General features: G+C 60.0%; 29 protein-coding genes. 12 read left to right on the top strand and 17 right to left on the bottom strand.

What is annotated here, in order from left to right:
- Positions 1-12 precede the first annotated feature (12 nt).
- Complete coding sequence (locus ASB65_RS03430) at positions 13-477, bottom strand: hypothetical protein (protein WP_020812858.1); 465 nt, start codon at positions 475-477, stop codon at positions 13-15.
- Positions 478-604: 127 nt separating this feature from the next.
- Between ASB65_RS03430 and mutY the strand changes: the two genes are divergently transcribed.
- Complete coding sequence (gene mutY / locus ASB65_RS03425) at positions 605-1,717, top strand: A/G-specific adenine glycosylase (RefSeq protein WP_020812857.1); 1,113 nt, start codon at positions 605-607, stop codon at positions 1,715-1,717.
- Positions 1,714-2,325 carry an HAD family hydrolase gene (locus ASB65_RS03420; RefSeq protein ID WP_003509082.1) on the top strand — a complete coding sequence of 204 codons (612 nt, stop codon included), beginning with the start codon at positions 1,714-1,716 and terminating at the stop codon, positions 2,323-2,325. Before mutY ends, ASB65_RS03420 begins: the two co-directional genes overlap by 4 nt.
- A 41-nt stretch (positions 2,326-2,366) precedes the next feature.
- On the opposite strand, the gene ASB65_RS03415 is transcribed toward ASB65_RS03420, so the two are convergent.
- From ASB65_RS03415 to ASB65_RS03405, 3 genes are all read right to left on the bottom strand, one after another.
- A complete protein-coding gene (locus ASB65_RS03415; RefSeq protein ID WP_026363704.1) occupies positions 2,367-2,657 on the bottom strand; it encodes a type II toxin-antitoxin system RelE/ParE family toxin in 291 nt (96 codons plus the stop codon).
- A 2-nt stretch (positions 2,658-2,659) separates the two neighbouring features.
- On the bottom strand, positions 2,660-2,911 hold the full coding sequence (locus ASB65_RS03410; RefSeq protein WP_003509084.1) for a type II toxin-antitoxin system ParD family antitoxin: 252 nt from the start codon (positions 2,909-2,911) through the stop codon (positions 2,660-2,662).
- Positions 2,912-3,288: 377 nt separating this feature from the next.
- Positions 3,289-4,434: a site-specific DNA-methyltransferase gene (locus ASB65_RS03405; RefSeq protein WP_020010628.1), complete on the bottom strand. Its 1,146-nt coding sequence runs from the start codon at positions 4,432-4,434 to the stop codon at positions 3,289-3,291.
- A gap of 236 nt (positions 4,435-4,670) precedes the next feature.
- Here ASB65_RS03405 and ASB65_RS03395 point away from each other — a divergent pair, with 236 nt between their 5' ends.
- A complete protein-coding gene (locus ASB65_RS03395) occupies positions 4,671-5,771 on the top strand; it encodes a hypothetical protein (RefSeq protein WP_060723008.1) in 1,101 nt (366 codons plus the stop codon).
- Between the two features lie 175 nt (positions 5,772-5,946).
- Here the strand turns inward: ASB65_RS03395 and ASB65_RS03390 are convergent, their stop codons facing one another.
- Together ASB65_RS03390 and ASB65_RS03385 are read right to left on the bottom strand one after the other, a co-directional pair.
- Positions 5,947-6,423, bottom strand: a complete 477-nt coding sequence (locus ASB65_RS03390) for a DUF1284 domain-containing protein (protein WP_060723039.1) — start codon at positions 6,421-6,423, stop codon at positions 5,947-5,949.
- A gap of 45 nt (positions 6,424-6,468) precedes the next feature.
- Entirely contained in the window at positions 6,469-7,149 is a 681-nt protein-coding gene (locus ASB65_RS03385) for a GntR family transcriptional regulator (protein WP_003509096.1), read from the bottom strand.
- 218 nt (positions 7,150-7,367) lie between these two features.
- On the opposite strand from ASB65_RS03385, the gene ASB65_RS03380 reads away from it, so the two are divergent.
- From ASB65_RS03380 to ASB65_RS27000, 3 genes are all read left to right on the top strand, one after another.
- Complete coding sequence (locus ASB65_RS03380; protein ID WP_003509098.1) at positions 7,368-8,057, top strand: HAD family hydrolase; 690 nt, start codon at positions 7,368-7,370, stop codon at positions 8,055-8,057.
- A gap of 71 nt (positions 8,058-8,128) precedes the next feature.
- Positions 8,129-8,401, top strand: coding sequence for a BrnT family toxin (locus tag ASB65_RS03375; RefSeq protein ID WP_060723007.1), 273 nt, complete (start codon positions 8,129-8,131; stop codon positions 8,399-8,401).
- Positions 8,380-8,694, top strand: coding sequence for a BrnA antitoxin family protein (locus ASB65_RS27000; protein ID WP_080868394.1), 315 nt, complete (start codon positions 8,380-8,382; stop codon positions 8,692-8,694). The genes ASB65_RS03375 and ASB65_RS27000 overlap by 22 nt, the downstream gene beginning before the upstream one ends.
- A gap of 70 nt (positions 8,695-8,764) precedes the next feature.
- Here the strand turns inward: ASB65_RS27000 and ASB65_RS03365 are convergent, their stop codons facing one another.
- On the bottom strand, positions 8,765-9,304 hold the full coding sequence (locus ASB65_RS03365; protein ID WP_003509103.1) for a hypothetical protein: 540 nt from the start codon (positions 9,302-9,304) through the stop codon (positions 8,765-8,767).
- A 263-nt stretch (positions 9,305-9,567) separates the two neighbouring features.
- On the opposite strand from ASB65_RS03365, the gene thrC reads away from it, so the two are divergent.
- The 4 genes from thrC to ASB65_RS03345 all read left to right on the top strand — a co-directional run bounded on the left by thrC (position 9,568) and on the right by ASB65_RS03345 (position 15,890).
- Positions 9,568-10,965 (top strand): threonine synthase, encoded by a 1,398-nt coding sequence (thrC, locus tag ASB65_RS03360; protein ID WP_060723005.1) that lies wholly within the window; start codon positions 9,568-9,570, stop codon positions 10,963-10,965.
- Between the two features lie 21 nt (positions 10,966-10,986).
- Entirely contained in the window at positions 10,987-12,285 is a 1,299-nt protein-coding gene (locus ASB65_RS03355; RefSeq protein ID WP_020812170.1) for a M16 family metallopeptidase, read from the top strand.
- A gap of 93 nt (positions 12,286-12,378) precedes the next feature.
- Positions 12,379-12,978, top strand: coding sequence for a GNAT family N-acetyltransferase (locus ASB65_RS03350; RefSeq protein ID WP_003509108.1), 600 nt, complete (start codon positions 12,379-12,381; stop codon positions 12,976-12,978).
- Positions 12,975-15,890, top strand: a complete 2,916-nt coding sequence (locus ASB65_RS03345) for an EAL domain-containing protein (protein WP_003509110.1) — start codon at positions 12,975-12,977, stop codon at positions 15,888-15,890. Before ASB65_RS03350 ends, ASB65_RS03345 begins: the two co-directional genes overlap by 4 nt.
- A gap of 196 nt (positions 15,891-16,086) precedes the next feature.
- Here ASB65_RS03345 and ASB65_RS03340 read toward each other — a convergent pair whose 3' ends face one another.
- The 3 genes from ASB65_RS03340 to ASB65_RS03330 form a co-directional block, all read right to left on the bottom strand.
- Positions 16,087-17,181: a zinc-binding metallopeptidase family protein gene (locus tag ASB65_RS03340; RefSeq protein WP_060723004.1), complete on the bottom strand. Its 1,095-nt coding sequence runs from the start codon at positions 17,179-17,181 to the stop codon at positions 16,087-16,089.
- Between the two features lie 169 nt (positions 17,182-17,350).
- Positions 17,351-17,542, bottom strand: coding sequence for a CsbD family protein (locus ASB65_RS03335; protein ID WP_003509115.1), 192 nt, complete (start codon positions 17,540-17,542; stop codon positions 17,351-17,353).
- 106 nt (positions 17,543-17,648) lie between these two features.
- On the bottom strand, positions 17,649-18,254 hold the full coding sequence (locus tag ASB65_RS03330) for a YqgE/AlgH family protein (protein ID WP_004440387.1): 606 nt from the start codon (positions 18,252-18,254) through the stop codon (positions 17,649-17,651).
- Positions 18,255-18,415: 161 nt separating this feature from the next.
- On the opposite strand from ASB65_RS03330, the gene ASB65_RS03325 reads away from it, so the two are divergent.
- Together ASB65_RS03325 and ASB65_RS03320 are read left to right on the top strand one after the other, a co-directional pair.
- Positions 18,416-19,264 (top strand): protein-disulfide reductase DsbD domain-containing protein, encoded by an 849-nt coding sequence (locus tag ASB65_RS03325; protein ID WP_060723003.1) that lies wholly within the window; start codon positions 18,416-18,418, stop codon positions 19,262-19,264.
- Between the two features lie 98 nt (positions 19,265-19,362).
- Positions 19,363-19,848 (top strand): peroxiredoxin, encoded by a 486-nt coding sequence (locus ASB65_RS03320; protein WP_060723002.1) that lies wholly within the window; start codon positions 19,363-19,365, stop codon positions 19,846-19,848.
- A 226-nt stretch (positions 19,849-20,074) separates the two neighbouring features.
- On the opposite strand, the gene ASB65_RS03315 is transcribed toward ASB65_RS03320, so the two are convergent.
- The 7 genes from ASB65_RS03315 to ASB65_RS03285 all read right to left on the bottom strand — a co-directional run bounded on the left by ASB65_RS03315 (position 20,075) and on the right by ASB65_RS03285 (position 25,394).
- On the bottom strand, positions 20,075-20,383 hold the full coding sequence (locus ASB65_RS03315) for a Dabb family protein (RefSeq protein WP_003494265.1): 309 nt from the start codon (positions 20,381-20,383) through the stop codon (positions 20,075-20,077).
- A 145-nt stretch (positions 20,384-20,528) separates the two neighbouring features.
- Positions 20,529-20,969, bottom strand: a complete 441-nt coding sequence (rnhA, locus tag ASB65_RS03310) for a ribonuclease HI (RefSeq protein WP_060723001.1) — start codon at positions 20,967-20,969, stop codon at positions 20,529-20,531.
- Positions 20,966-21,934 (bottom strand): homoserine kinase, encoded by a 969-nt coding sequence (locus ASB65_RS03305; RefSeq protein ID WP_060723038.1) that lies wholly within the window; start codon positions 21,932-21,934, stop codon positions 20,966-20,968. Before ASB65_RS03305 ends, rnhA begins: the two co-directional genes overlap by 4 nt.
- 89 nt (positions 21,935-22,023) lie before the next feature.
- The gene (gene ispH / locus ASB65_RS03300; RefSeq protein WP_003509126.1) at positions 22,024-23,070 is read right to left on the bottom strand and encodes a 4-hydroxy-3-methylbut-2-enyl diphosphate reductase; all 1,047 of its coding nucleotides are present in this window, start codon (positions 23,068-23,070) and stop codon (positions 22,024-22,026) included.
- A 75-nt stretch (positions 23,071-23,145) separates the two neighbouring features.
- Entirely contained in the window at positions 23,146-23,880 is a 735-nt protein-coding gene (locus tag ASB65_RS03295) for an SURF1 family protein (protein ID WP_060723037.1), read from the bottom strand.
- 10 nt (positions 23,881-23,890) lie between these two features.
- On the bottom strand, positions 23,891-24,277 hold the full coding sequence (locus ASB65_RS03290) for a DUF983 domain-containing protein (protein ID WP_060723000.1): 387 nt from the start codon (positions 24,275-24,277) through the stop codon (positions 23,891-23,893).
- Between the two features lie 241 nt (positions 24,278-24,518).
- A complete protein-coding gene (locus ASB65_RS03285; protein ID WP_003509131.1) occupies positions 24,519-25,394 on the bottom strand; it encodes a cytochrome c oxidase subunit 3 in 876 nt (291 codons plus the stop codon).
- Positions 25,395-25,397: the final 3 nt, after the last annotated feature.

Below are 25,397 nucleotides of genomic sequence, written 5' to 3'. Positions count from 1 at the left end.
GGCCAAGCGACCTCAAGCGGTCGCGCCATCGTCATCTTCTTCTCCGCGCAACAATGCGCGGAATCGTCGCCAGTCCCGGCAGGCGCCCAAGCGTATCACCCCCGCCACCAAACATCCAAAGAGGAAATAAGCCCCAGCCAAAAACTTCAGATGTGGTACTCCCGGCTTATCCGAGATAACGGCAATCACCAACATGCAGGTCAGGACGACGGAGAGGTATATCCACAGGCCATGGCAGAAAATTGCCCAGAAACCGGATTCGATAATTCGAAAGCGGCGCGAGGGCTTGCCTCTCATCTTCTCCAGTTCACGGACTTCGCCGATGAGGCGGGAAACCACAAACGCCACGCTGTTCTGCCGCCCGAAACACAGCCGGCCAATATGATTCAGCAGGCTTCCAATCAGGCACAGGGCCAACAGAACGCCGATAACATAAAGCAGCGGTTGGGGTATATTATCCAGCAGCGCATTCGGCATGGGGCTGTTCCTCCAAAATCGGATCATGGGTTTCGATGTCGGGCGTTCGTCACCGGACACGGTTTTCCACGTCACAGCAACGGGTCTCCTGTTGCAGATTGCCGTACCGTGTCTATGTTCAGCGGCGATGAACACACATACGCGGCAACAAATATCACGTCCGACAGCGGAACAACTTCTCGCATGGTATGACCGGCACCATCGCGAGCTCCCCTGGCGCACGTCTCCCGCCAAGGCGAGACAAGGAAACCGCGCCGATCCCTATCATGTCTGGCTGTCCGAGGTCATGCTGCAGCAGACGACGGTGCAGGCGGTAAAACCCTATTTCCTGAAATTCCTCTCCGCCTGGCCAAGCGTCAGCGATCTGGCGGCGGCACCGGTCGAGGATGTCATGGCGGCCTGGGCCGGGCTCGGTTATTATGCCCGCGCCCGCAACCTTAAAAAATGCGCGGAAGCCGTGGCGAATGAACATGGGGGCGTCTTTCCGGATACGGAAGAAGGCCTGAAGAAGCTTCCCGGCATCGGCGATTATACCTCCGCGGCTGTTGCTGCCATCGCGTTTAACCGGCAGGCGGCTGTCATGGACGGCAATGTCGAGCGCGTCATCTCCCGCCTTTTCGCCATCGATGCTCCCCTGCCCGGCTCCAAACCGGCGATGAAAGCGAAGGTGGCCGAGCTTACGCCCCCTGATCGGCCCGGCGATTTTGCCCAGGCGATGATGGACCTTGGCGCGACGATCTGCACGCCGAAACGGCCGGCCTGCGCGCTCTGTCCGTTCAACGGCCACTGTCTTGCGCTTGCCCATGACGAGCCGGAACGGTTTCCGGTCAAGGCCGCAAAGAAGGCAAAGCCGGTGCGGCTCGGGGCCGCCTTCGTCGCGGTGAATGCGAGCGGCGAAATCCTGCTCCGGCGGCGCATCGAAAGCGGGCTTCTCGGCGGCATGACCGAGGTGCCGACCACCGCATGGACCGCGCGCATGGATGGCGGCACGGAGGCGAGCCATGCGCCCTTTGCCGCCGGCTGGCAGGCGGCGGGCGTCATCGTGCATGTCTTCACCCATTTCGAACTGCGGCTCACCGTCTATCGCGCGCAGGCGCCGGACGGCCTTCAAACCCGCCCGGATGACGGATGGTGGGAGCCGGTTACAAATCTTGACGCGCAGGCGCTGCCAACGGTGATGAAAAAAGTCATCGCCCAAGCTATTCCATCCGCATTCGATGAACGCAGGAAATTTCGATGACCAAGATTGAGCATATCGTATTCGACATCGGCAAGGTGCTGATCCATTACGATCCGCATATTCCCTATAGCCGTCTCATTCCCGATGCCGACGAGCGCCAATGGTTCTTCGAGAATGTCTGCACCCATGACTGGAACCTCGAACAGGATCGCGGCCGCCGCTGGGAGGATGCCGAGGCGCTGCTGGTGGAACGCTTCCCCGAGCGGGAAGAACACATTCGCGCCTTCCGTAAGTTCTGGCACGAAATGGTCTCGCATTCCTACGATGACAGCGTCGCGATCATGGTTGCCCTGATCGACGGCGGCCACGACGTGACGATGCTGACCAACTTCGCCTCCGACACCTTCCGCGAGGCGCAGAAAATGTTCCCCTTCCTCACTTTGCCGCGCGGCGTCACCGTTTCCGGTGATGTGAAGCTGTTGAAGCCTGATGTGGCAATCTACGATCTGCACGCCAAAGAATTCGGCCTCAACCCCGCCGCAAGCATCTTCATCGACGATACACTCGCCAATGTCGAAGGCGCGAAAGCAGCCGGCTGGCAGGCCGTGCACTTCACCGGTGCGGAAAAGCTGAAGCAGGATTTGCGGGCCTATGGGGTGGAAGCGTAAGCGAGCTGCCGTGCAAAATGGTGACGTGCGTGCCCCGCCTGCTACGACTCGTTGACCCAGTCCTCATGTGCGTGACGGACGCGGACGATCAAGACATCATCGTCCGCTCCCACGCCATAAACAACCAGGTGTGCCCTGAACCGATGGATACGCAGCGGCGGTAACAACTCGTGCCGCTCGCGTGCCATGCGTGGGTTGAGAGATATCAGCTCAAATATCTCATAGAGTTCCCGGTGATATTTTTGCGCCTGCGCCAGCCCGAATATCGCGATGCCTTCTTCGGCTATGCGAATGACGTCTTCTTCCGCGAGCAGAGACAGGCGAAAGCCCACGATCAACCGATCTTGCGTTTCATGGAACGAGCTTCAGCCTCGGCGAACAAGGCCTGTTGCGAGCGATGCCCGGCACCGCTCTGCAATCCCTCATCCACAAAATGCTGCATCGCCGCGATTTTTTCGCCTCGCTCCTGATCCTTGCGGATCAGGTCTCGCACGTAGTCGCTCGCATTCGAATAACGGCCTGTCCTGGATTGGGCCTCAACCCATTCTTTCATGGGTGCAGGCAGCGATATGTTCATGGTCGCCATATTCATCTCCCTTTGATGGGAGAGTGAAGAATTTGGCAAAGTTTGTCAAAACATATCGGGAAAAGAAATTGGCGCAGGCGGAAATGGCGGTCTCCGGCCTGCGCCAGTCCTGCCGCAAGCGGCATCGGACGCAATGTTTTTTGTGATTTATCCTGACTGGATTTTCACAACCACTGCTCTGATTTGAGACAGTATTGCTCGTCTCTTGCGCGAAACTTGTCTAGCTAAAATAAGATACTCGAAAATACCAACGCCCGACACCGAAGTGCCGGGCGTTGGTCGTTCTCCATCCGGGACTGAAGGTACTAAACCGGACGGAGACATGTGCTGACAAGGTCGGGCGGTGGATCGTTGCCTTCGGTCTTTGGGACCTTTGACTATTCGGCCTTTGCCAGTTCACTGCGGATGATTGTCCGGAGATCGTCGATCGGCTTCAGCGCGTCGCCGTCCTCGAAGTGCCAGAACGTCCATCCGTTGCATGCGTCGAGACCCTGCACCTTCGCGCCGAGGCGGTGAATGGAGCCGGCGGTCCCGCCGGATGCAATCGTACCATCGGCACGAATAATGGCGCTATAACGGCGCTTTGCATCGGTCAGCACCTGGCCGGGACGGACGAGACCGCTTTCCACCAGCGTGTTGAAGGCAACGCGCGGCTCGGCCTTCTTGCCGGTCATGACGGTCAGTTCCGCCTTGCCGAGCGGCTCGACGGCGGCGATGCGGGCCGATGCCGCGTCGATGTAATCCTGTTCGCGCTCGATGCCGACGAAGTGACGGCCGAGGCGTTTTGCAACTGCACCCGTGGTGCCGGAACCGAAGAACGGGTCGAGCACGATATCACCCGGCTTGGTGGAGGCCATGATGATGCGCGCCAGCAGGGCTTCCGGCTTCTGGGTCGGATGCACCTTCTTGCCGTCGTCGCCCTTCAGGCGCTCATGGCCGCTGCAGATCGGGAACAGCCAGTCGGAGCGCATCTGCACGTCGTCATTGGAGGCCTTCAGCGCATCGTAGTTGAAGGTGTAGTTCTTGGCTTTCGGATCGCGGCTGGCCCAGATCATCGTTTCATGGGCGTTCTGGAACCGGCGGCCCTTGAAATTGGGCATGGGGTTGGTCTTGCGCCAGACGATATCGTTGAGGATCCAGAAATCGAGGTTCTGGAGCATGGAGCCGACGCGGAAGATATTGTGGTAGGAGCCGATGACCCAGATGGTGCCGTTCGGTTTCAGCACGCGGCGGCAGGCGAGCAGCCAGGCGCGGGTGAAGGCGTCATAGGCCTCGAAGGAGGCGAACTGGTCCCACTCGTCATCGACGGCATCGACCAGCGACTGATCGGGACGATGCAGCGTGCCGCCAAGCTGGAGGTTATAGGGCGGGTCGGCGAAAATCGCATCCACCGACTGGCTCGGGAGGGCATCCAAGGCAGCGACACAATCACCTTTGATGATGCTGTCTTTCCAGGCGTCACTCTCGCCCGCACGATCAAAACCGGCACGCCGAAAATCGGCCAGCGGAAAAACTGCTGCCATTGGTACTCGCTCCATACGCTTACTCTCTACTGATGCTTATGGTTACCGAAGATGGTTATCAAAGCCTGAACAAGTCACGGAAAATGCGAAATAAATGGCTGTTGCGGCGCGCGGGAGCGATTTGCGGCGGCCGGCGGGGAACCCGAAGTCCGGCAAAAACGTTGTGCACAACGGGTTCTCCTGTCGCGGCATATGGGCGCGGCAGGAAGAGCCATTCTGGCAGGGGGTAATCCGCAATGGGGTCCGTGATGAAAATGGCTTCTTTTTCCATGAATGTCGTTTGCGCCGCGCTTTTCGCAACGGCGCTGCCGGCGCCGTCGCAGGCGCAGCAACCGGCCCCGCAATATAACGTCATCACCGACGCGGTTTTGTTCGATGGCGGCCCCTCGCTCGGCAACAGCGACAGGGTGCGGTGGGATTTCTACAAGGCCGACCGCGCCGGCGGGCGCACCGACGACAATGCCGGCGGCTCCTATGACGCCACCTTCGAGGCGAAGCTGCCGGCGGGCAAATATGTCGGCGTGGCGGCGCTGGGCAATGTGACCCGCGAAGTGCCCTTCGAGGTAAAGGATGGAAACGTTGCGAGGCCGAAGGTGAGTTTCGATGCGGCGGAATTGACGATCGTACCGAAACGCAGCCCCGGCGGCGATGTGGAAACACAGGCGAAAACCGAAATCACCAGGGATGATTTCAAGGATAGCGTCTACGGCCAGAACACTGTCTTCGTGCCCGCGGGCGAAGTCCTCCTCACCGGCCGCATCGGCCCGGCGCGGGCTGAGGAGAAACTGGCCATCAAGGCAGGCGAGAAGATCAGCCACGAGCTGGTCATTCCGAGCGGCGTGGTGATCGCCAAGGCCGTTTATGCGGAAGGCGGCAGGGCGGTGGAAACGGATGATATCCGCTTCGAAGCCATGTCAGCCCAGGAAACGCTGGATGGCACGCGTGAGACCATCAACGGCATTTACGGCACCGGCAAGATGATGGAAATGCCCGCCGGTGATTTCGTCATGCGTGCCCGTCTCGGCAAGGTGACGGTGGAACAGCCATTCACCGTGACGGCCGGAAAACGAACCGAAATTACAATCGATCTCGATGCGGGTGTTCTCGCAATCAAGGCCCCCGGTGCCGAACGGATCGATATCGTCGAAACGACCAGGGATCTTCAGGGCACGCAGAAGGAAATTTCCGGCCGTTACGGTACGCAGCATCAGGAAACCCTGCATCCCGGCGAATATTCGGTGAAGGTGAGCTACGACAAGAAATCCGGCCGCGAGCCAAAGGAGATCAAGGCGACGGTCAAGGCCGCCGAGAGAACCGAGACGAGTGTGCCAGAGTAATCGGCACGGCGCGGCCCCTCTCCTCATTCCGCCTGCCTCCCTCCCTCATCCCTGTGCTTGTCACAGGGATCCAGCCGACGCGCGTCTGCGCGACGGGAAGAGTTCTTTCAGCCCAAAGACTTGGGCTGGCTGGATTCCTGTGACAAGCACAGGAATGAGGATGGAGAAAACGTCATCAGTGTTTCCGGCCAGACGACCCATATTTGGGCCTGAGCATCGGATGCTTCGAAAAACGCGCCGCATCCTTCGCCACGGTTGGTAACGGCCCGCCGATTTTCACACCCGCAAAGCCTGACGCCGCGATGCGGTCGCACAGCCTTATCCACTGGCAGCCGCGACAGGCCTGCCTGATCTCGCCGGCGGCAAAAGCCAGACGCATCTTTACAAGAAAGTCCGGTGTCGCCTGCAGCCGCTTGCCGGCGGTCAGCGTCTCACCCAAAAGCGCCGAGACCGAAAGGCGGGCCATCTCATCCCGCTGCACCACGCCTTCGTTGAAACAGTGGGCATGGCTTTCACAGAGCAGGCCCTCGCAAATATCGTCCGGGCCATCCACCAGCTCGATATCTTCCTCGCCGGCATTCAGCCGGGTGGCGACGCGGTCGTAATTTTCAACGAAGCCTGATGTATAACCCTTGCCCACATAGGTGAGCATGCAGAGAAGGTGGTGGGGCCGGAGACGGACGGTCAAGGGCCCACCCTATCCGACGATGGCGAAGGCGTCGCGCACCGAGCCGGACGAGGTGCGGATCGCCTTGCGGCCGATCCATTGCACATGTCCGTCCAGAATACGCACCGCCTCCTCGGCGCGGCCGCCGCGCAGCGCATCGATGATCGCCCGGTGGTCGGTATCGGTGCGGCGCTCCCAGCCGGCCCGCCAGGCGGAAAACAGGAAGCGGGCGCTCGCCGCATGCAGGCCGTCGATCGCCTCCATCAGGCGCGGCATGTTGCAAGGCGCGGTGATGAGGCGATGGAAGCGGCGATTGGCCTCCTCCCAATGCTGCACATCGACGGCGCTATCGCCTTCGAGCGTTGCGGCCTCCGCCTGATCGAGAATGGCAGGCGTCATGTTTGGAATGGCGTGGCGCAGCGCCAGAACTTCAAGGGCGGCGCGCATTTCCGCCACTTCGCGCACATCGTCAAGGCCGAAATCCGCCACCCGGACACCCCGGCGCGGGATGCTGGCCGCCAGCCCCTGCGCCTCCAGCCGGCGGAATGCCTCGCGCACCGGCACATGCGACGCGCCGAATTCGGCTGCGATGTGATCCTGCCTCAGGCGTTCGCCCGGCGACAGCTCCCCGCGAACGATACGGTCGGCAAGCGTGCGGCTGATGCGTGCTGCAATGGTGTCTTCGGGCGCGTTTTTCACTGTCTTGGGCATAACATCCCATAACGCATATGGCGCGGCCGTGTGTAGCGGTTTTTGCGCCATCACATGGCGCAACGCCGAATATTCGAAACCCGCTCACTTGCCGCATCCCTGCCAGCCATGAGCCTGATGGGACCGACCCTTGCGGGTGAACCGGTTGAGCTTGGCGCAGACATGGTCTAAAAGCCCGGCATCATTTTCTTCCAGCAAATCTGATACAGGGAGCGCCCATGAGCGGCTTCGACCTCATTATTTTCGACTGCGACGGCGTTCTGGTCGATTCCGAAATCATCGCGGCGCAGGTGGAATCCCGCCTCTTGACCGAGGCCGGTTATCCGATCTCCGTCGAGGAAATGGGCGAGCGTTTCGCCGGCATGACCTGGAAGAACATTCTTTTGCAGGTGGAAAGCGAAGCCAGCATTCCGCTCTCCGCCTCGCTGCTCGACAAGTCCGAAAAGCTGCTCGACATGCGTCTGGAACGCGACGTGAAGATCATCGAGGGCGTGAAATTCGCGCTGTCCCGCCTGACCACGCCGCGCTGCATCTGCTCGAACTCCTCCAGCCACCGCCTCGACATGATGCTGACGAAGGTGGGCCTCAAGCCCTATTTCGCGCCGCATATCTATTCCGCCAAGGACCTCGGGGCCGACCGGGTGAAGCCGAAACCGGATATCTTCCTGCATGGCGCGGCCCAGTTCGGCGTTTCCCCTGACCGCGTGGTCGTGGTCGAGGATTCCGTGCACGGCATCCATGGCGCAAGAGCGGCCGGCATGCGGGTCGTGGGCTTCACCGGCGCATCCCACACCTATCCGAGCCACGCCGACCGGCTGACGGATGCGGGTGCCGAAACGGTGATTTCGCGCATGCAGGACCTGCCGGCCGTGATTGCGGCAATGGCGGAGTGGGAAGGCGCTTTTTAAGTTGTGATGGGACTTCTTTCGTGATCTGAGTGGCAGCATTGATATTTTAATAAATGTAGCTACATTAATTCATGAAAATCATATGGGACGAGCCCAAGCGGCTCGCCAATATCGAGAAGCACGGCTTCGACTTCGCGGATATTGATGGCTTCGACTGGGAGAACGCCATCATCGAGAAAAGCCTGACCGGACCGGGAAATTCGCGCTTCAAAGCGATCGGATATTTTCGGGACGGAACGATGGCTATCGTTTTTGCGACTGTCGGAACAGAAGCGATATCCGTTTTCCGAAGGGCGAGTTCCAAGGAAAGAAGGAGGTTGCCATGGCCAAAGCTGCAAAACTAAAAAAATTCAAACCCGGACGCGGCTACACCGAAGCGGACTGGAACGCCGTTGATTTCCCGGAAATGACGGATCAAGAACTCGAAAATGCGCGCCCCGCCCGAGACGTTTTGCCACCTGCTTTTTTCGAAGCAATTGATGAATGCAGAAAGACGCGTGGCCGCCCACCGGTAGATAAGCCTAAGAAACAGGTAACGTTGCGCCTTGATGAGGATGTCGTGGAACGTTTCCGCGAGGGTGGCAAAGGGTGGCAGAGCCGCATCAATGATGCTTTGCGGAAGGCCGCAGGCATTTGAACTCGTTGCCATGCAACAAGAAACCGGAGACCGCAGAGCAGCCTCCGGCTTTACATTCAACCGGGCGAAATCACCGGCGCTTGGTCTTGGCCTTCGCGCCCTGCTCGGCAAAGCCGATGTAAACGCTGACAGACCGCGGCGCGCCGCCCGGTCCGTTGGGGATGGCGACATGGTCGTTGTTGAAGATGAACTGGGTGCCGGCCCCGCCTGCGGGCAGATCGATGGCGAAGTTGGTCGTTTCGCCGAAAATCTCGCCGTCGCCGTCCTTCACCGTCACGCGGATCGGCACGGTGACGCGACCGGGCTTGGCCATCGGGCCGGGAACCAGGCGGCCCTGGGCCAGCACGTTCACCGTCAGCGTCGACTCATTGGCGGTGCAGGAGCGCGTCGTGTCTGACAGCGAGACCTGATAGGCGAGTTTCTGCGGGTCATCCTTGGCGCCGCCGGCATAGACGCGGTGCACGGCGTTGGCGTCTAGAACCGTGACCGTCGGGCAGTTGGCCTGCACCACCGGGGTGACCGCATTGGCCTGCGCGGCCGGCGGGTTGACGGCAAGCGAGTCCGACGGGTTGGAGGAATTGCATCCTGCAACAACGGCGAGAAGCGACATCGCGGCGGACAAACGCAAGAAATTCCCTGACACTCTTCTAATTCCCTCTCCATTGTCCCGGAACAGAACCGGAGACGCTGTTTATTGACCTTTCACGCAGGTTGGCGATGGTCTATAGCAGCGACGCCGGAAAAAATCGATTGGCATGTTCGGTTTTGCTTGAATTTTCAAAAAAGCCCTTCATTAGCTGCCCAACCGCCTCATTCCGGTAAGACGCTGCGGAAAAGATGCCGATCAATCGGTAACGGATAAGGGACTATCTCGTGGAATATGTATCGACCAGGGGTGCGGCCCCTTCGCTTGGTTTTTGCGACGCGCTTCTGGCGGGCCTTGGCCGTGACGGCGGGCTTTATGTTCCGCGCAAATGGCCTTCCATGTCGAAGAAGGAAATCCGCAACCTGCGCGGCAAGTCCTATCAGGATGTCGCCTTCGAGGTTCTCTACCGTTTCACCGGCGGCGAAATTCCGGCCGACAAGTTCAAGGCGATGATCGACGACGCCTATGCGACCTTCCGCCATCCGGCCGTCGTGCCGCTGACGCAGACCGGCCCGAACACCTTCGTGCTGGAGCTTTTCCACGGCACCACGCTCGCCTTCAAGGATGTGGCGATGCAGCTTCTCGCCCGCCTGATGGATCACACGCTTTCCGAACGCGGCGAGCGCGCCACCATTGTCGGCGCCACATCCGGCGACACGGGCGGTGCGGCAATCGACGCCTTTGCCGGGCGTGAGCGCACCGACATTTTCATCCTTTTCCCGAACGGCAAGGTCTCCCCGGTGCAGCAGCGCCAGATGACGACCTCCACCGCGTCCAACGTGCATGCGCTGGCGATCAATGGCAATTTCGACGATTGCCAGACGCTGGTCAAAGAAATGTTCAACGACGTGAAGTTCCGTGACGGCGTGAAGCTTTCCGGCGTCAATTCCATCAACTGGGCGCGCATCATGGCGCAGGTGGTTTATTACTTCACCGCATCGCTTTCGCTCGGCGGTCCCGACAGGAAGGTTTCCTTCACCGTCCCAACAGGCAATTTCGGTGATATTTTCGCGGGTTACGTCGCCAAGAAGATGGGCCTGCCGATCGACAAGCTCGTCATCGCCACCAATGACAACGACATTCTGGCGCGCACGCTGAAGACCGGCCGTTACGAGATGCGCGGCGTCAAGCCCACCACCTCGCCTTCGATGGACATCCAGATTTCCTCGAATTTCGAGCGGCTGCTGTTTGAAGCCTATGGCCGTGATTCCGCCGCGGTGAAGGCATCGATGGACGGGCTGAAGCAGTCCGGCGCATTTGAAATTCCGCCGCATGCGCTGAAATTCATCAAGAAGGATTTCCGCGCCGGCCGCGCCACCGAAAAGCAGGTGGCGGCAACGATCCGCGACACGCTTGAGAAAACCGGCTACCTCATCGATCCGCATACGGCGACCGGTGTTTTCGTGGCGGAAAAGCACGAAAAAGCGGGAAGCCCGATGGTTGTCCTGTCGACCGCTCACCCGGCTAAATTCCCGGCCGCTGTAAAATCCGCTTGCGCAATCGAGCCTGCGCTTCCAGTATGGTTAGCTGACATTATGAACCGGGAGGAGCGTTTCGACATTCTGGATGCAGAGCTGAAAGCCGTGGAAACCTTCATCGGCAGCCATGCACGCGCCGGCAAATAGAGACGCGGAAAGACGTTGAGTATGAGAGTTAATGTGACCCGGCTTTCGTCCGGGTTGACCGTTGTCACGGAAAAAATGCCGCATCTCGAAAGCGTTGCTCTTGGGGTGTGGATCAAATCCGGATCCCGCAACGAGACGACTGCCGAACACGGCATCGCTCATCTTCTCGAACATATGGCTTTCAAGGGTACGGCGCGCCGCACCGCCCGCCAGATCGCCGAAGAGATCGAAAATGTCGGCGGTGAAGTCAACGCCGCGACATCGACGGAAACAACCTCCTACTACGCCCGCGTCCTGAAAGATCACGTCCCCCTCGCCGTCGATATCCTTGCCGACATCCTGACGGAATCGCTGTTCGACGAAGAAGAGCTGGAGCGGGAGAAAAACGTCATCCTGCAGGAGATCGGTGCAGCCACCGATACGCCCGACGACGTGATCTTCGACAATTTCTCCGGTGTCGCCTATCGCGACCAGACCATCGGCCGCCCGATCCTCGGCACGCCGGAAACCGTTCAATCCTTCACGACAGGCCAGATCAGGCATTATCTCGCCCGCAACTACACGACGGACCGCATTTTCGTCGTGGCGGCAGGTGCTGTCGACCACGAAAGCTTCGTGAAGCAGGTGGAAGAACGTTTCGCCTCGCTGCCGCAGCTGCCGGCGGCAACACCGGTCATGGAAAAGGCAATCTATACCGGCGGCGAAATCCGCGAGACCCGCGACCTCATGGACGCGCAGGTGCTTCTCGGCTTCGAGGGCAAGGCCTATCACGCCCGCGACTTCTATTGCTCGCAGATCCTCGCCAATATCCTGGGCGGCGGCATGTCTTCCCGCCTGTTCCAGGAAGTGCGCGAATATCGCGGCCTGTGCTATTCGGTCTACGCCTTTCATTGGGGTTTTTCCGATACCGGCATCTTCGGCGTGCATGCGGCCACTGGCGGCAACGACCTGCCGGAACTGGTGCCCGTCATTGTCGAGGAGCTGCGCAAGTCCTCGCAGGTCATCCATCAGGAGGAAATCGACCGTGCTCGCGCGCAGATCCGCGCCCAATTGCTGATGGGCCAGGAAAGCCCGGCCGCCCGCGCCGGACAGATCGCCCGGCAGATGATGCTTTACGGCCGGCCCATCCCAAATGAGGAGATGATGGAACGGCTGGGCGACATCACCCGCGCGCGCCTGACCGATCTTGCAGGACGGCTGTTTTTCGATACAGTTCCGACATTGTCTGCAATTGGCCCGCTCGAACATCTGCCGCCTCTTTCCGACATCACTGCCGCGCTTTCCGCGCAGCAGCCCGCAAGGATAAAGGCGAACGGATAAACCGATATGAGGGCGGGATTTAAAGGCGAAGTCCGCTCACCTTTTTCGCCATCCCGCTTGCGGATGGCGATGTCTGCCGCACAGGGATCGTGAATGCTGCGTTTTCTTTCCCGACATAGCGACACGCCCGAACTGCGCAGCGCCAATCACCTTCTCAGACTGCCGCGCTACGGCGATTTCAAGCAATGGCATGTGCTGCGTTCGGAAAGCCGACAGTTTCTTCAGCCCTGGGAGCCGACCTGGCGCCCGGACGAACTGACGGAGGGCGCCTTCCGCATGCGCGTGGTGCGCAATGGCCAGGAGTTTTCCTCCGGCACCGCCGTCTCCTTCCTGCTGTTTGAAAAAGAGACGCTCCTGGTGGGCGGTATCACCATCGGATACATCCGCCGGGGTGCGGCGCAAAGCTGCATGATCGGATACTGGATCGGCGAGCGCCACGCCGCGCAAGGCCATATGTCTGCCGCATTAAAATTGGTAATACCATACATCTTTAACGGACTTCAGTTGCACCGTATCGAGGCAGCCTGTATTCCGGAAAACTTCAAAAGCATCCGGCTTCTCGAAAACGCCGGGTTCCAGCGGGAAGGTCTCTTGCGGGAATATCTGAAAATCAATGGCCAATGGCGGGATCATATGATGTTTTCCCTTCTTGCCGACAAGCAAAGCTCCGGCGGAACGAAGTACGATACATGACCTACAATCACTCTGCGCCGTGCCTTGCGAAACGTCTGGCGGCAATCGCGCTGGCTGCGCCGTTTTTCCTGCTGTTCCTGCTTTTTGCTTCCCATTCCTTTGCTTTTGAGCCGGTAAAGATTTCCCGTGACGACACGGCGCTCGACCTGACGGCCACCACCGATATCTACGCCAATCAGGGCGAAGCCTTTCAGGTCTCGACCGCGCCGGGCCCTGATGGCATCCGCCGCCGTATCGAGGTGCGCGCCAGTTCCAACGATCACCAGGGCGACTGGGCGGTCTTTGCGCTCGCCAACGTCTCCGAAGAACAGCTGGAGCGCGTGATCGTCGCGCCGCATTTCCGCCTCGTCAATTCCAAGCTGTTCTGGCCCGATCTCGGCTCGCAGCGCATCATGGCGATTACGCCGAGTGAAGGCTTTGCGCTTGACCGGCAGCCGAGCCCGGATGCCGACGTCTTCCGCATCACGCTCAACCCCGGCTCCGTCATCACCTTCGTCGCCGAGCTTTCCACGCCGCAGCTGCCGCAGCTTTATCTGTGGGAGCCGGAGGCCTACAAGGACACGATCAACGCGTTTACGCTTTATCGCGGCATCGTGCTCGGCATTGCCGGCCTGCTCGCTGTGCTCTTGACCATTCTCTTCGTGGTCAAGGGAACCTCCGTCCTGCCGGCCTCGGCCGCGCTCGCCTGGGCGGTGCTTGCCTATATCTGCGTCGATTTCGGCTTTCTTGAAAAGCTCATAACCGTCACCTCAAGCGATCAGCGAATATGGAGGGCGGGCGCGGAAGTGGCGCTCGCCTCCAGCTTCGTGGTCTTCCTGTTCACCTATCTCAATCTCAATCGCTGGCACGCGCATCTGGGTTACGCGACTTTTGCCTGGGTGGTGGGTCTGGCGCTGCTGTTCGGCGTGGCGATCTACGATCCCTCGGTCGCGTCGGGCATCGCCCGCGTGTCCTTCGCGCTCACCGCAACGGCCGGCATCGCGCTCATCATCTATCTCGGTTTTAACCGTTACGACCGGGCGATCCTGCTCGTTCCGTCCTGGGCGCTCATCCTCGTCTGGCTGTTCGGCAGCTGGCTGACGGTGACGGGACAATTGGACAACGACATCGTGCAGCCCGCACTTGGCGGCGGGCTGGTGCTGATCGTGCTTCTGATCGGCTTTACCGTCATCCAGCACGCCTTCGCCGGCAGCGCCTATCAGCAGGGTCTCTTCTCCGACCTCGAGCGTCAATCGCTGGCGCTCACGGGCAGCGGCGATACCGTGTGGGACTGGGACGTAACGCGTGACCGCATCGTCACCACACCCGACATTTCCAACCGGCTGGGGCTGGAACCCGGCGCCATGCACGGCGCTGCGCGCAACTGGCTGCCGCGCCTGCATCCTGACGATCGCGACCGGTTCAAGGCGACGCTCGACGTGCTGCTCGACCATCGCAAGGGCCGCCTCAACCACGAATTCCGCATTCGCGCCGAAGACGGGCATTTCCACTGGCTGCAAATCCGCGCCCGTCCGGTTCTCGGCTCCAACGGCGAAATCATCCGCTGCGTCGGTACCATCACCGATATTACCGAACAGAAGAACTCGGTGGAACGGTTGCTGCAGGATGCGATGAACGACAATCTGACCGGGCTTCCGAACCGGCAGGTGTTCCTCGACCGCCTGCAATCGATCCTCAACCTGTCGCCCGACAGCGAAGGCGTGCGCCCGACCGTGATGGCGATCGATATCGACCGTTACAAGCTGGTCAACGATACGCTCGGCATTGCCGCGGGTGATAATATCCTTATCGCGCTGACACGGCGTCTGCGCCGCCTGCTGAAACCGCAGGATACCCTGGCGCGTCTCGGTGGTGATGAATTCGGCCTGATCCTCACCTCCGAGCGCGATCCGCAGCGTGTGGCAGATTTCGCCGATGCGGTGAACAAGGCGATCATGGTGCCGATCAATTTCGCCAATCGCGAAATCATCCTCACCGCCTCCATCGGCCTCGTCTCATGGATCGACCAGCAGGAAAGTGCGGCCGGACTGCTCAGCGATGCGGAACTCGCCATGTATCGCGCCAAGCGGGCCGGCGGCAACCGCGTCGAGCCGTTCCGCCCTGCCTTCCGCACCTCGGGCACCGACCGCCTGCAGATGGAAAGCGATCTTCGCCGCGCCATCGAGCGCAAGGAGTTGTCGCTGGCCTACCAGCCGATCGTCAAGCTTGACGATGGCGAACTGGCCGGTTTTGAGGCGCTGATGCGCTGGGAGCACCCCAAGCGCGGCAATATCCCTCCGAGCGAATTCATTCCGATTGCGGAGGCCTCCGGCCTGATCGAGCCTCTCGGCATGTTCGCCCTGGAACGGGCTGCGACCGATCTGATGGACTGGCAGCACGCCATCGAAAAGATGCCGATCTTCATCTCCGTCAATATTTCCAGCGCGCAATTGCTGAACAACGAATTGTACAACGATGTGCGCGGCATGCTGACCCGCACGCGCTGCAATCCGCAGCAGCTGAAGCTGGAGCTGACGGAATCGGTTGTCATGGAAAACCCGGAACAGGCGCGGCTGGTGCTTTCCAAGCTCAAGGAAACCGGCCTCAGCCTCGCCATGGATGATTTCGGCACCGGCTATTCGTCACTCGCCTACCTCACCCGCTTCCCCTTCGACACGATCAAGCTCGACAAGGCGCTGGTGGCCAATACCAGCGACAAGCGCAACGTTCTGCTGCGCTCCGTCATCGCCATGGCGCGCGCACTCGACATGCAGGTGGTGGCGGAAGGCATCGAAACGCCTGAAGATGCGGCCGAACTGGCCCGCATGAACTGCCATTTCGGCCAGAGCTTCCTGTTCGGCACGCCGGTCTCCGGCGATGCGGCGCTGAAGCTTCTACGGGAGCGGTTCCAGCCGACGAAGCGGGCTTCGTAAGGGATATTGCGTACATGGAAGCGAGGGGGCGCAGTCTCCTCCTCAAATTCCACGTCATCCTCGGGCTTGTCCCGAGGATCTAATCACGCATGCTAAAACTACCGACGGCAGATCCTCGGGACAAGCCCGAGGATGACGACGGAGAGGGCTAATGCTCCCCGGAACGTCTCGGATTTTCAACCTGCACGCCGAATATTTACTGAACCATCATCACCGGCTGCGCATCCGCCGCCACGCTCCCATGTAACAGGTCGTGGATGAACTCCATCTTCGCCACCACCGGCGGCGTCAGCACGAAGGGATAAAGGTCCGCCTCCCCCATGCTACGCTGGATGGAATTGATGGCGACGCTGAGCGGGATCCAGGCTTTCACCAGCTGCGCGGCGCTGCGGGCCTTATAGGGATCGAACGTCACTTCCGCCGCCATTTCCTCGTGCCCGTCAGGATCGATCGCCACACCGAAGGCGCGTGCGGTTTCGAGCGTATCGACGATATGCAGATAATGGGCGAAACATTCGGCGAAATCCTCCCAGGGGTGGACCGAGGCATAGGAACTGATGAAATTCTCCTGCCAGTCGGGGCGCGGCCCGCCATCATAATTGCGTTGCAGGGCGGCGCCATAATCCTCGCGCTCGTCACCAAAGACGGCGCGACAGGCCTCCAGCCGGTTTTCGTCCCGCACCAGCTTGTTCCAGATGAAGTGCCCGACCTCGTGGCGGAAGTGGCCAAGCATGGTGCGGTATGGCTCGTTCATGTTGGCGCGCACCTGTTCGCGCGTCGCGTCATCGGCCTCGGCCGCGCGGATGGCGATCAGGCCTTCGTCGTGGCCGGTCATGGCGGGAATGACGGAACCATCGAGCGCCACCTCATCCACCAGAAAGTCGAAGACGAGGCCGCCTGCGGGGTCAGCATCACGATTGGGATGCGGCAGGCCAAGCCGCAGGATCGAATAAAACAGGTGCCGCTGCGCCTGACTGATGCGGTGCCATTGTTCAATCCCCTGCTCTGTGGCCATATCAGGCACCAGGCGATTGTGGCTGCAGGCCGGGCAAAAGGCATTGGCGCTTTCCGCCGGCACAGACCAGTTGCAGATATCATTCACCTCATTGGCGCAAAACCGCACCTGCTTTTCCGGCTGGGCGACGATCTGCCAGTTCGGTTCACCCGCAGGCGCCAGCGCTTCCATGGAAAGCCGTTCCGGCACGAAAGCCAGACGATGGCCGCAGGAGACACAGAAGCGATTGTCGAAATGGACAGGCTGGCCGCAGGATGCGCAGGAGAAAAGCTTCATGTATGAAACCCTTGCGATGGGACGGGTGAAAGAAAAGCAGAGATAAGATGTGAAGGCGCAGGCGTAGCGGCCCGGTCCGTCATGGCCCTCACATGACAAGAGCGCATGTGCGATAACACATGCGCTCCATGCGCCGCATCGTGGGAGAGGCGCAATGTTTCATGCAGAATTACATGCGGTCGACGGCGCCCTTGACGGCGTCCTTCGCCTTGCCGACGGAGCTCTGAACCTTGCCCTTGGTTTCCTGGGCGGCACCCTTAGCACGCAATTCATTATTGCCCGTCGCTTCGCCGACGCTCTTCTTCACCTTGCCAGCAACTTCATTGGCTTTACCGGCGATCTTGTCAGATGTGCTACCCATATTACTGCTCCCTAGTTGAGCCGTACTGTCTGTCCGGCTTTCCGGGTGGGTAACGTCAGGGGTCAGGATTTGGTTCCAGCCGAAAGGGGCAGGAATTGTGTTGAGATCAGGCGTGCCCGGCATCCGTGGAGAGCATGCGCGCATCGACGCCCATCAGGGCCAGCGCCCGCTCGTATTTATTGTCCAGCCCACGGTCGAAGATCAGCTCTTCCGCAGCGGGGCAATTCAGCCAGCCATTATTGGCGATCTCGTTTTCCAGCTGGCCCGGACCCCAGCCGGCATAACCGAGCATCATGGTCGCCCTTTGCGGGCCGCGGCCGTTGGAAATGGCGCGGACGATATCAAGCGTTGCAGTCAGCGAAATGTCATCGCTGACCGGAATGCTGGATTCGCTTAAATAGTCATCCGAATGCAGCACGAAACCGCGGCCGGATTCCACCGGGCCGCCGCACTGGATTGGAAATTCGCGGGTCCGGTTGGGCAGCATGATGGCGTCGTTGCTATCCACCAGCTTCAGATGCAGCAGAATATCCGTAAACGTGATCTGCTGCGGCCGGTTGATGATGAAGCCCATGGCCCCGGCATCCGAATGGGCGCAGATATAGATCACCGCACGGGCAAAATTGCCGTCGTCCAGCCCCGGCATAGCGATGAGGAACTGGCCATCGAGAAAGCCACGTTCGCGTTTGTCCATCAGGGTTGAAAAGCTCACCGGCGCCTCCAGCAGACCGAATTCCGTCGCTCAACGGAAAACGGCGTTCGCACTTCGACAGAGGACAGGATGCGGCATCGCGCCCGATCAATCAACCGAAAATGATGAACCGCACGAATTCGTAACTGGTCCGTCGGGCGATGTTGGGTTAGACGGGAAGCATGAGCGTCAGGATATTCTTTCGATTTTCACATCTTCGTCTCGCGGCCGCATTTGCCGCCCTCCTCGGCGGCATGCATGCCGCCCAGGCCGAAATTACCGACTGGGCCAGAAGCGAGGGCGGCCTGATGCGCGTGGCAAGCCTTGCCATGGATGCGGACGGCGTGGTGCGCGGCGTGCTGCAGATCGAGCCGAAGGACGGCTGGATCACCTATTGGCGCGAACCGGGCGAAGCAGGCATACCGCCGCAGATAACGCCCGATCCGGCAAGCGGCGTGGCGCTTACCACCATGGCCTATCCGGTTCCGAAGCTGATCGAAAACGGCGACATCACCGATATCGGCTATGACCACGCCGTCAGCCTTCCGTTTCAGCTGAAAGCCGCCGACCCGGCAGCGAGCGGGAAGATAGACCTCACCGCCTTTATCGGCGTGTGCCAGAATATCTGCATTCCCTTCGAGGCGAAGTTTTCCATCGACCGCGGCAATGCGGGTGATGATGACAGCGAGGAACGCCGCCTTCTCGAAGAGGCGCGCGAAACGTTGCCCGAGGCGGCGTCCGACGATTTCAAGGTGATCGATTTCCACATCACGCCCGACAAGACCATGCTCGGCGTGCAGCTGCAGCTTCCGGAAAACGCACCCAAGGAGACCGAAATATTCATCGCCGGTCCCTCCGGTTTTGCCTATTACGAGCCGCAGAACCTGGTGCGCGACAAGCGCAAGCTCTCCTTTTACATGAACATCAAGGGCCTGCCGAAAACCTATCAGGTGCAGGGCAACAGCTGGCCCATTCTGGTCAAGTCAGGCGACCGGGCCATGGAGACCATGCTGAATTTCCCGAAGCCGTGAGCGGCGTTTTGCGGCGGAATTTATCTCGAAAACCGCATGACAGCTTTCATTTCCGTGCTCTATAGTCGCGCGAACCGAACGGCTACAGGAGCACGGATATGACCATAAAGATCGGCGAAAAACTGCCTTCCGCAACCTTCAAGGAAAAGACGGCCGACGGCCCGGTGGAAACCACCACGGACGTGCTTTTCGGTGGCAAGAAGGTGGTTCTCTTCGCCGTTCCCGGCGCTTTTACCCCCACCTGCTCGCTGAACCACCTGCCGGGCTATCTCGAAAATCGCGACGCCATTCTTTCCAAGGGCGTGGACGATATCGCCGTCGTCGCCGTCAATGACTGGCACGTCATGGGCGCATGGGCGCAATCATCAGGCGGTCAGGGCAAAATTCACTTCCTCGCCGACTGGGATGCGTCCTTCACCAAGGCGCTCGGCCTCGATGCCGATCTGTCCGGCGGCGGCCTTGGCGTGCGCTCCAAGCGTTATTCGATGCTGGTGGAAGACGGCGTGGTGAAGTCGCTCAACGTGGAAGAGAATCCCGGTCAGGCAACGGTCTCTGCCGCTGCGGCGATGATCGAGCAGCTTTGAGGGCGAGCTTGGTCTCTCCTTGTAAATGTAAAGGCTCCAACTTTCCGTCATGCCGGACATGATCCGGCATCCAGCCACGCGCGCCTGCGCCGTGAGAAGAGTCTTTCGCGATCAAGGACTTGATCGCACTGGACCCCGGATCAAGTCCGGGGTGACGGCACACTTAGTGATACGATCTCACGACAGGCATTCGCATTGAAGAATAAAGGGCGGCTCGGCCGCCCTCTCAAACATTCATATCGAACACCAGAAGCCCGGCGAGACCGCCATCGGTGAGCGACACGAGACGCTCCCCCACTTCCATGTGCTGCGGATGGGCGAGATAGTCGTCGCGGGCTTCGGGGCTTTCCAGCGTCACGATGAAACCATCGACAAAACCGCCATTCAGCCCCTCAGGCGAGACATTCTGGCCGTATTTCACATCAATGATGCCGGGGATGACATCCTTCAGGGCAGCGATCGCCTCGAATATTGCCTGTTTTTCAGAAGACGCCGTTGCGGCCTTGAAGCGTAAAAATACACAATGCAGGATCATCCGGATTTCTCTCCTCCGTTGGGCGCCACTGGAGCACCCCCTTGACGACAAGATAGGTCGGGTTTCGGTTTTCACAACCCCGGATAATGGGGCCCGAGATCAAGTCGGCTCTATTTTCGCCGACCCAAGATAGAGCAGGCTTCCATTACCGCCGTTTGAAGGGCTCCATGCCCTTTCGCGCCAGTTCGTCGGCGCGCTCGTTTTCAGGATGGCCGGCATGGCCCTTGACCCAGTGCAGGGTGACCTTGTGGCGTTCCTGTGCCGCTTCCAGCGCCTGCCACAGCTCGACATTCTTGACCGGCTTGTTATCGGCCGTCTTCCAGCCCTTCTTTTTCCAGCCGAAAATCCACTTGGTGATGCCGTCCTTGACATAGGCGCTGTCGGTATAAAGATCGACCTCGCAGGGGCTCTTCAGCGCATTGAGCGCCGAAATCGCCGCCATCAATTCCATGCGGTTATTGGTGGTCTCGGCCTCGCCGCCGGAGAGTTCCTTCTCCACCTCGCCATAGCGCAGCACTGCGCCCCAACCGCCCGGACCGGGATTGCCGGAGCAGGCGCCATCGGTGAAAATATCGACATGTTTCATTCGCCCGCCAGCCCGTATTCGGCGACATTGGCGATGGAACGGTGGAACCGCAGTTTGCGCAGATATTCCAGCGGGTCCTTCTTCACCACCAGCGCGCCCTCGGGCGTCGTCAGCCAGTCGTAAAGGCGCGTCAGGAAGAAACGCAGCGCCGAACCGCGCGCCAGAAGCGGCAGCGCTTCCAGCTCCGCTTCGCTCAGCGGACGCACCGACTGGTAGCCTTCCAGCAGCGCCTTGCCCTTGGTGACGTTATAGGCGCCGTCCTTTTCGAAGCACCAGGCATTGAGGCAGATCGAGACGTCATAAGCGAGCAGGTCGTTGCAGGCGAAATAAAAGTCGATCAGGCCGGAAAGTTCGTCGCCCAGGAAAAACACATTGTCCTGAAACAGATCGGCATGGATGACGCCGGCCGGCAGATCTTTCGGCCAATGGGCGGCGAGATAATCGATCTCAGGGCGAATCTCGTCTTTCAGGCCCTTCTCCACCTCATCAGCACGCGCTTCGGACTTGTTCCAAAGCACCTTCCAGCCTTCGACGGAGAGCGCATTCGGCCGCTTGATCTCGAAGCCTTCACCGGCCAGATGCATGGCGGCGAGCGCCTTGCCGACTTCCCGGCAATGTTTCGCCTCCGGCTTTCTCAGCCACATGCCTTCAAGAAAGGAAATCAGCGCCGCCGGCCGGCCAGACAGTTCTCCCAGCAACTCGCCATCCTTGCGCGGCAGCGGCAAGGGGCAGGACAGGCCCTTGGCTGCCAGATGCTGCATGAGGCCGAGGAAGAAGGGCAGATCGTTTTTCTCCACGCGCTTTTCATAAAGCGTCAGGATCAGCGGGTCCTTGGTGGTGTGCAGCAGGAAATTGGAGTTTTCGACGCCCTCGGCAATGCCCTTGTAAGAGGTGAGGCTGCCGACGTCGTACTGCGTGAGGAAATTCCTCAGATCATCTTCGGTGATATCAGTATAAACTGCCAATTTCAAATCTCTTGATGAAGGATAGAGTGGAAATCTCGATGGATGACGCCTGTGAGACGGAAACCGCCCACAGTCAGCATCATCCAGCTTTAAATGCCGGCGGCGGTTTTCGGCGGCAGCGCATTGCTGGCATTGCCGTTGACGAAGGCCATATCATCCGTCGTCAGCTCGATGCTGCGCAGCTCGCGATTGACGAGGAAATGTTCCGTTTCCTCAACCGTTACGGCAAGATCGAGCGTGGTGTCGAAGCGCGCCTTGAAGGCCTCGATGATCTCGTCAACGATAACCTCAGGTGCGGAAGCACCGGCCGAGAGGCCGACGGTGCTGATATCGCCGATTTCATCCCAGTCGATTTCCGAGGCCCGCTGCACCAGCACGGAGCGCTTGGCGCCGGCGCGCAGCGCCACTTCCACCAGCCGCTTGGAATTGGAGGAATTGGGCGCACCGACAACGATGAACAGGTCACAGCCGGGGGCTGCCTGCTTCACCGCATCCTGACGATTGGTGGTTGCGTAACAGATGCTGTCGGCTGCGGGCGCCTGAATGGCCGGGAAACGTTCCTGCAGCCTGGCGATAACGCCTGCGGTGTCATCAACCGACAATGTCGTCTGAGTGACGAAGCCGAGATTTTCACGGTCCAGCGGTTCGTAACGGCCGGCATCCTCCACCGTCTCGATCAGCGAGACGGTACCTTCGGGAAGCTGGCCCATGGTGCCGATGACCTCGGGATGGCCGGCATGGCCGATCAGCACCACATGGCGGCCAAGCCGCTGGTGGCGCATGGCCTGCTTGTGGACCTTGGAGACCAGCGGGCAAGTGGCATCGAGATAAAACAGGTTACGAGCCTGCGCATCCTCAGGCACTGATTTCGGCACGCCATGGGCGGAGAAAACCACCGGCTGCTCACGATGCTCGGTGGGGATTTCGTGCAGCTCCTCGACGAAGACCGCACCCTTGGCTTCCAGCCCCTCCACCACATAGCGGTTATGAACGATTTCGTGGCGGACATAGACAGGCGCGCCATAGGCTTTCAGCGCCAGCACGACGATCTGGATCGCCCGGTCCACGCCCGCACAAAAGCCGCGCGGTCCGCACAGCCTTATCGTCAAAGGGGGTTTGGAAACGGCGATGTTCATTCCAGCTCCTTGGCCAGCTCCTTGGCCAGCACCGTGGTCTTGCCCGATCAACTGCCCTACCGGACGCGGCGCGCTTTATTCACCCTGCGCCTTGCCGTTCCGGAAATAGGCAAAACCGGCGACGATGACAAGGGCCGCCGCCAAGCCATACCACGTTATCGCATATTGCAGGTGATTGTTGGGCAAATCTATCAGCGTCACGCCGCCTTCAGGCCAGCCACCCGGATTGGGCGTGGCATCGGCATCCACGAAGAGATTGACCAACCGCTCGGACGGAATTTCGGCGCTGGAAGCCATGGCCGCCAGATCTTTCCAGTAGAAGATATTCTTGGCGATATCATTGTCAGGCAGCAGCGATGATGGCTTTGCCACGAGCGGCGCGCGCGCCAACCCCGTTATTGTCACTTCGCCGGTTACCTGCCCGTCGGGCCGTTTGGCGGGCTCTTTCATCTCGAAAGGCACGAAACCGCGATTGACGAAGAGAATGCGGCCGTCCGCAAGCATCAGCGGCGTATAGATGTAATAACCGGTCCGGCCCTGATGGGTGGCGAAGAAATGCCGCTCATGGGCATGATCGAAGGTGCCGGAAAGGCTGACCCTGCGATATTCGATATCGCCGCCGCTTTTTGCGATCGCCTCGATATCGGCAAGCGTCACCGGATTTGCACTCCGCCGCTCCTCGATATCGGCCATCAACGCCTCTTTCCAGTAGAGCCGCTTCACCTGCCAGGTTCCAAGCCCGAGAAGGATGGCAAGCGCCAGCAGCACCAGCGGCGCGGCGAACCAGACGCGCCTTTCCGCGGCCTTCATGTGGGAAACGTCATTCACGATCAAGCCTGCCTTCGCTTGCATTGTTCTTGTATTGCAGCGCAATCATGATCCCCTTCAGCTTGCGCAGCAGCACCAGGGAGACAATTACCGTAAACGGCAACCACAGCATGACATGCACCCAGACGGGCGGCGCAAAACGCTGATCGACCCAGAGCGCCAGCCCGACGACCAGAAAACCGACGATCAGCATGACAAAGACGGCCGGGCCATCGCCCGCATCGGCAAAACCGTAATCCAGCCCGCAGGCGCTGCAGGCGGGCTTTATGGTCAGAAAACCATCGAACAGCCTGCCGTTGCCGCAACGCGGGCAGCAGCCTTTGAGCCCGACCTTGATGGGATCTACCGGCGCGAAATTGCCGTTTCCGGTTTCTGACATATGACCTCCCGCTTCCGCCTGCAAACCACCCCTCTGGAGAGGGGCTCAGGCACGAGGGCAGCAACCGCTGCCCGTGAAGTGTCGACGGAGGCTCCCTCCTCCGTCATCCCCGGGCGTGACCCGAGGATTTGCACACCACCGATCTGGACTCTCGGCTCGAACCCGAGAATGGCGCCGGGCGTGCGGGAAGCTCGCCCTGGACATCAGGGCGGCGATTGCCGCCCCTCCATTATCGGTGCGATCAGCCGTGCACCGGCGCGCCCCAGCCACCCCAGATATAGATGGCGAAGAACAGGAACAGCCAGACGACGTCAACGAAATGCCAGTACCAGGCGGCCGCTTCGAAACCGAAATGCTGCTTGGGCGTGAAACCGCCGGCAATGGCGCGGAACAGGCAGACAAGCAGGAAGACCGTGCCGACGAAGACGTGGAAACCGTGGAAACCGGTGGCCATGAAGAAGGTCGCGCCATAGATCGAATTCTTGAAGTCGAACGGCGCATGCATGTATTCGTAAACCTGCACGGTGGAGAACAGGATGCCGAGCGCAACGGTGAGCACCAGACCGGTGATCAGGCCCTTGCGGTCATTGTGCAGCAGGGAATGGTGGGCCCAGGTGACGCAGGTGCCCGACAGAAGCAGGATGACGGTGTTGTAGAGCGGCAGATGCCAGGGATCGATGACCTCGATGCCCTTTGGCGGCCATTGCCCGCCGGTATATTCGAGGCGGGACGCCTGAATGGCCTCGTGCGGGAAGAGGCTGGCATCGAAATAGGCCCAGAACCACGCGACGAAGAACATCACTTCTGAGGCGATGAACATGATCATGCCGTAGCGCAGGTGAAGCGAAACGACGCGGGTGTGGCTGCCCTCATTGGCTTCCTTGATCGTATCCGCCCACCACGCATACATGGTGTAGAGCACGATAACGAGACCGATATAGAAAAGCCAGGGATTGGCGAGTTCCGCACCGAACAGCTTGAAGGAGCCGCCCGACAGGTAACGCATGTAGCAGACGCCGCCAAATGTCAGGATGAAGGCGCCGATCGAGGCCAGAAGCGGCCAGGGGCTTGGATCGATGATGTGGTAATCGTGGTTCTTCTGATGCGTATCTGCCATTGC

The organism is Agrobacterium tumefaciens str. B6 (genome assembly GCF_001541315.1).
GTDB classification, from domain to species: Bacteria; Pseudomonadota; Alphaproteobacteria; order Rhizobiales; family Rhizobiaceae; genus Agrobacterium; species Agrobacterium radiobacter.
The sequence above is the reverse complement of the archived record's forward strand: the minus strand, read 5'-3'. Positions and strand labels throughout refer to the sequence as shown.

Bases quoted from the DNA above. Each gene is read 5' to 3' on its own strand.
- ASB65_RS03350 (WP_003509108.1), top strand. From the start codon at position 12,379: ATGCTGCGTTTTCTTTCCCGACATAGCGACACGCCCGAACTGCGCAGC.
- ASB65_RS03420 (WP_003509082.1), top strand. From the start codon at position 1,714: ATGACCAAGATTGAGCATATCGTATTCGACATCGGCAAGGTGCTGATC.
- ispH (WP_003509126.1), bottom strand. From the start codon at position 23,070: ATGAACATCGCCGTTTCCAAACCCCCTTTGACGATAAGGCTGTGCGGA.
- ASB65_RS03375 (WP_060723007.1), top strand. From the start codon at position 8,129: ATGAAAATCATATGGGACGAGCCCAAGCGGCTCGCCAATATCGAGAAG.
- ASB65_RS03335 (WP_003509115.1), bottom strand. From the start codon at position 17,542: ATGGGTAGCACATCTGACAAGATCGCCGGTAAAGCCAATGAAGTTGCT.
- ASB65_RS03410 (WP_003509084.1), bottom strand. From the start codon at position 2,911: ATGGCGACCATGAACATATCGCTGCCTGCACCCATGAAAGAATGGGTT.
- ASB65_RS03315 (WP_003494265.1), bottom strand. From the start codon at position 20,383: ATGATCCTGCATTGTGTATTTTTACGCTTCAAGGCCGCAACGGCGTCT.
- ASB65_RS03405 (WP_020010628.1), bottom strand. From the start codon at position 4,434: ATGGCAGCAGTTTTTCCGCTGGCCGATTTTCGGCGTGCCGGTTTTGAT.
- ASB65_RS03320 (WP_060723002.1), top strand. From the start codon at position 19,363: ATGACCATAAAGATCGGCGAAAAACTGCCTTCCGCAACCTTCAAGGAA.
- ASB65_RS03365 (WP_003509103.1), bottom strand. From the start codon at position 9,304: ATGTCGCTTCTCGCCGTTGTTGCAGGATGCAATTCCTCCAACCCGTCG.
- ASB65_RS03385 (WP_003509096.1), bottom strand. From the start codon at position 7,149: ATGCCCAAGACAGTGAAAAACGCGCCCGAAGACACCATTGCAGCACGC.
- ASB65_RS03290 (WP_060723000.1), bottom strand. From the start codon at position 24,277: ATGTCAGAAACCGGAAACGGCAATTTCGCGCCGGTAGATCCCATCAAG.
- ASB65_RS03345 (WP_003509110.1), top strand. From the start codon at position 12,975: ATGACCTACAATCACTCTGCGCCGTGCCTTGCGAAACGTCTGGCGGCA.
- ASB65_RS03295 (WP_060723037.1), bottom strand. From the start codon at position 23,880: ATGAAGGCCGCGGAAAGGCGCGTCTGGTTCGCCGCGCCGCTGGTGCTG.
- rnhA (WP_060723001.1), bottom strand. From the start codon at position 20,969: ATGAAACATGTCGATATTTTCACCGATGGCGCCTGCTCCGGCAATCCC.
- ASB65_RS03390 (WP_060723039.1), bottom strand. From the start codon at position 6,423: ATGCTCACCTATGTGGGCAAGGGTTATACATCAGGCTTCGTTGAAAAT.
- ASB65_RS03380 (WP_003509098.1), top strand. From the start codon at position 7,368: ATGAGCGGCTTCGACCTCATTATTTTCGACTGCGACGGCGTTCTGGTC.
- ASB65_RS03325 (WP_060723003.1), top strand. From the start codon at position 18,416: ATGAGCGTCAGGATATTCTTTCGATTTTCACATCTTCGTCTCGCGGCC.
- ASB65_RS03285 (WP_003509131.1), bottom strand. From the start codon at position 25,394: ATGGCAGATACGCATCAGAAGAACCACGATTACCACATCATCGATCCA.
- ASB65_RS27000 (WP_080868394.1), top strand. From the start codon at position 8,380: ATGGCCAAAGCTGCAAAACTAAAAAAATTCAAACCCGGACGCGGCTAC.
- ASB65_RS03395 (WP_060723008.1), top strand. From the start codon at position 4,671: ATGGGGTCCGTGATGAAAATGGCTTCTTTTTCCATGAATGTCGTTTGC.
- ASB65_RS03340 (WP_060723004.1), bottom strand. From the start codon at position 17,181: ATGAAGCTTTTCTCCTGCGCATCCTGCGGCCAGCCTGTCCATTTCGAC.
- ASB65_RS03430 (WP_020812858.1), bottom strand. From the start codon at position 477: ATGCCGAATGCGCTGCTGGATAATATACCCCAACCGCTGCTTTATGTT.
- ASB65_RS03355 (WP_020812170.1), top strand. From the start codon at position 10,987: ATGAGAGTTAATGTGACCCGGCTTTCGTCCGGGTTGACCGTTGTCACG.
- mutY (WP_020812857.1), top strand. From the start codon at position 605: ATGAACACACATACGCGGCAACAAATATCACGTCCGACAGCGGAACAA.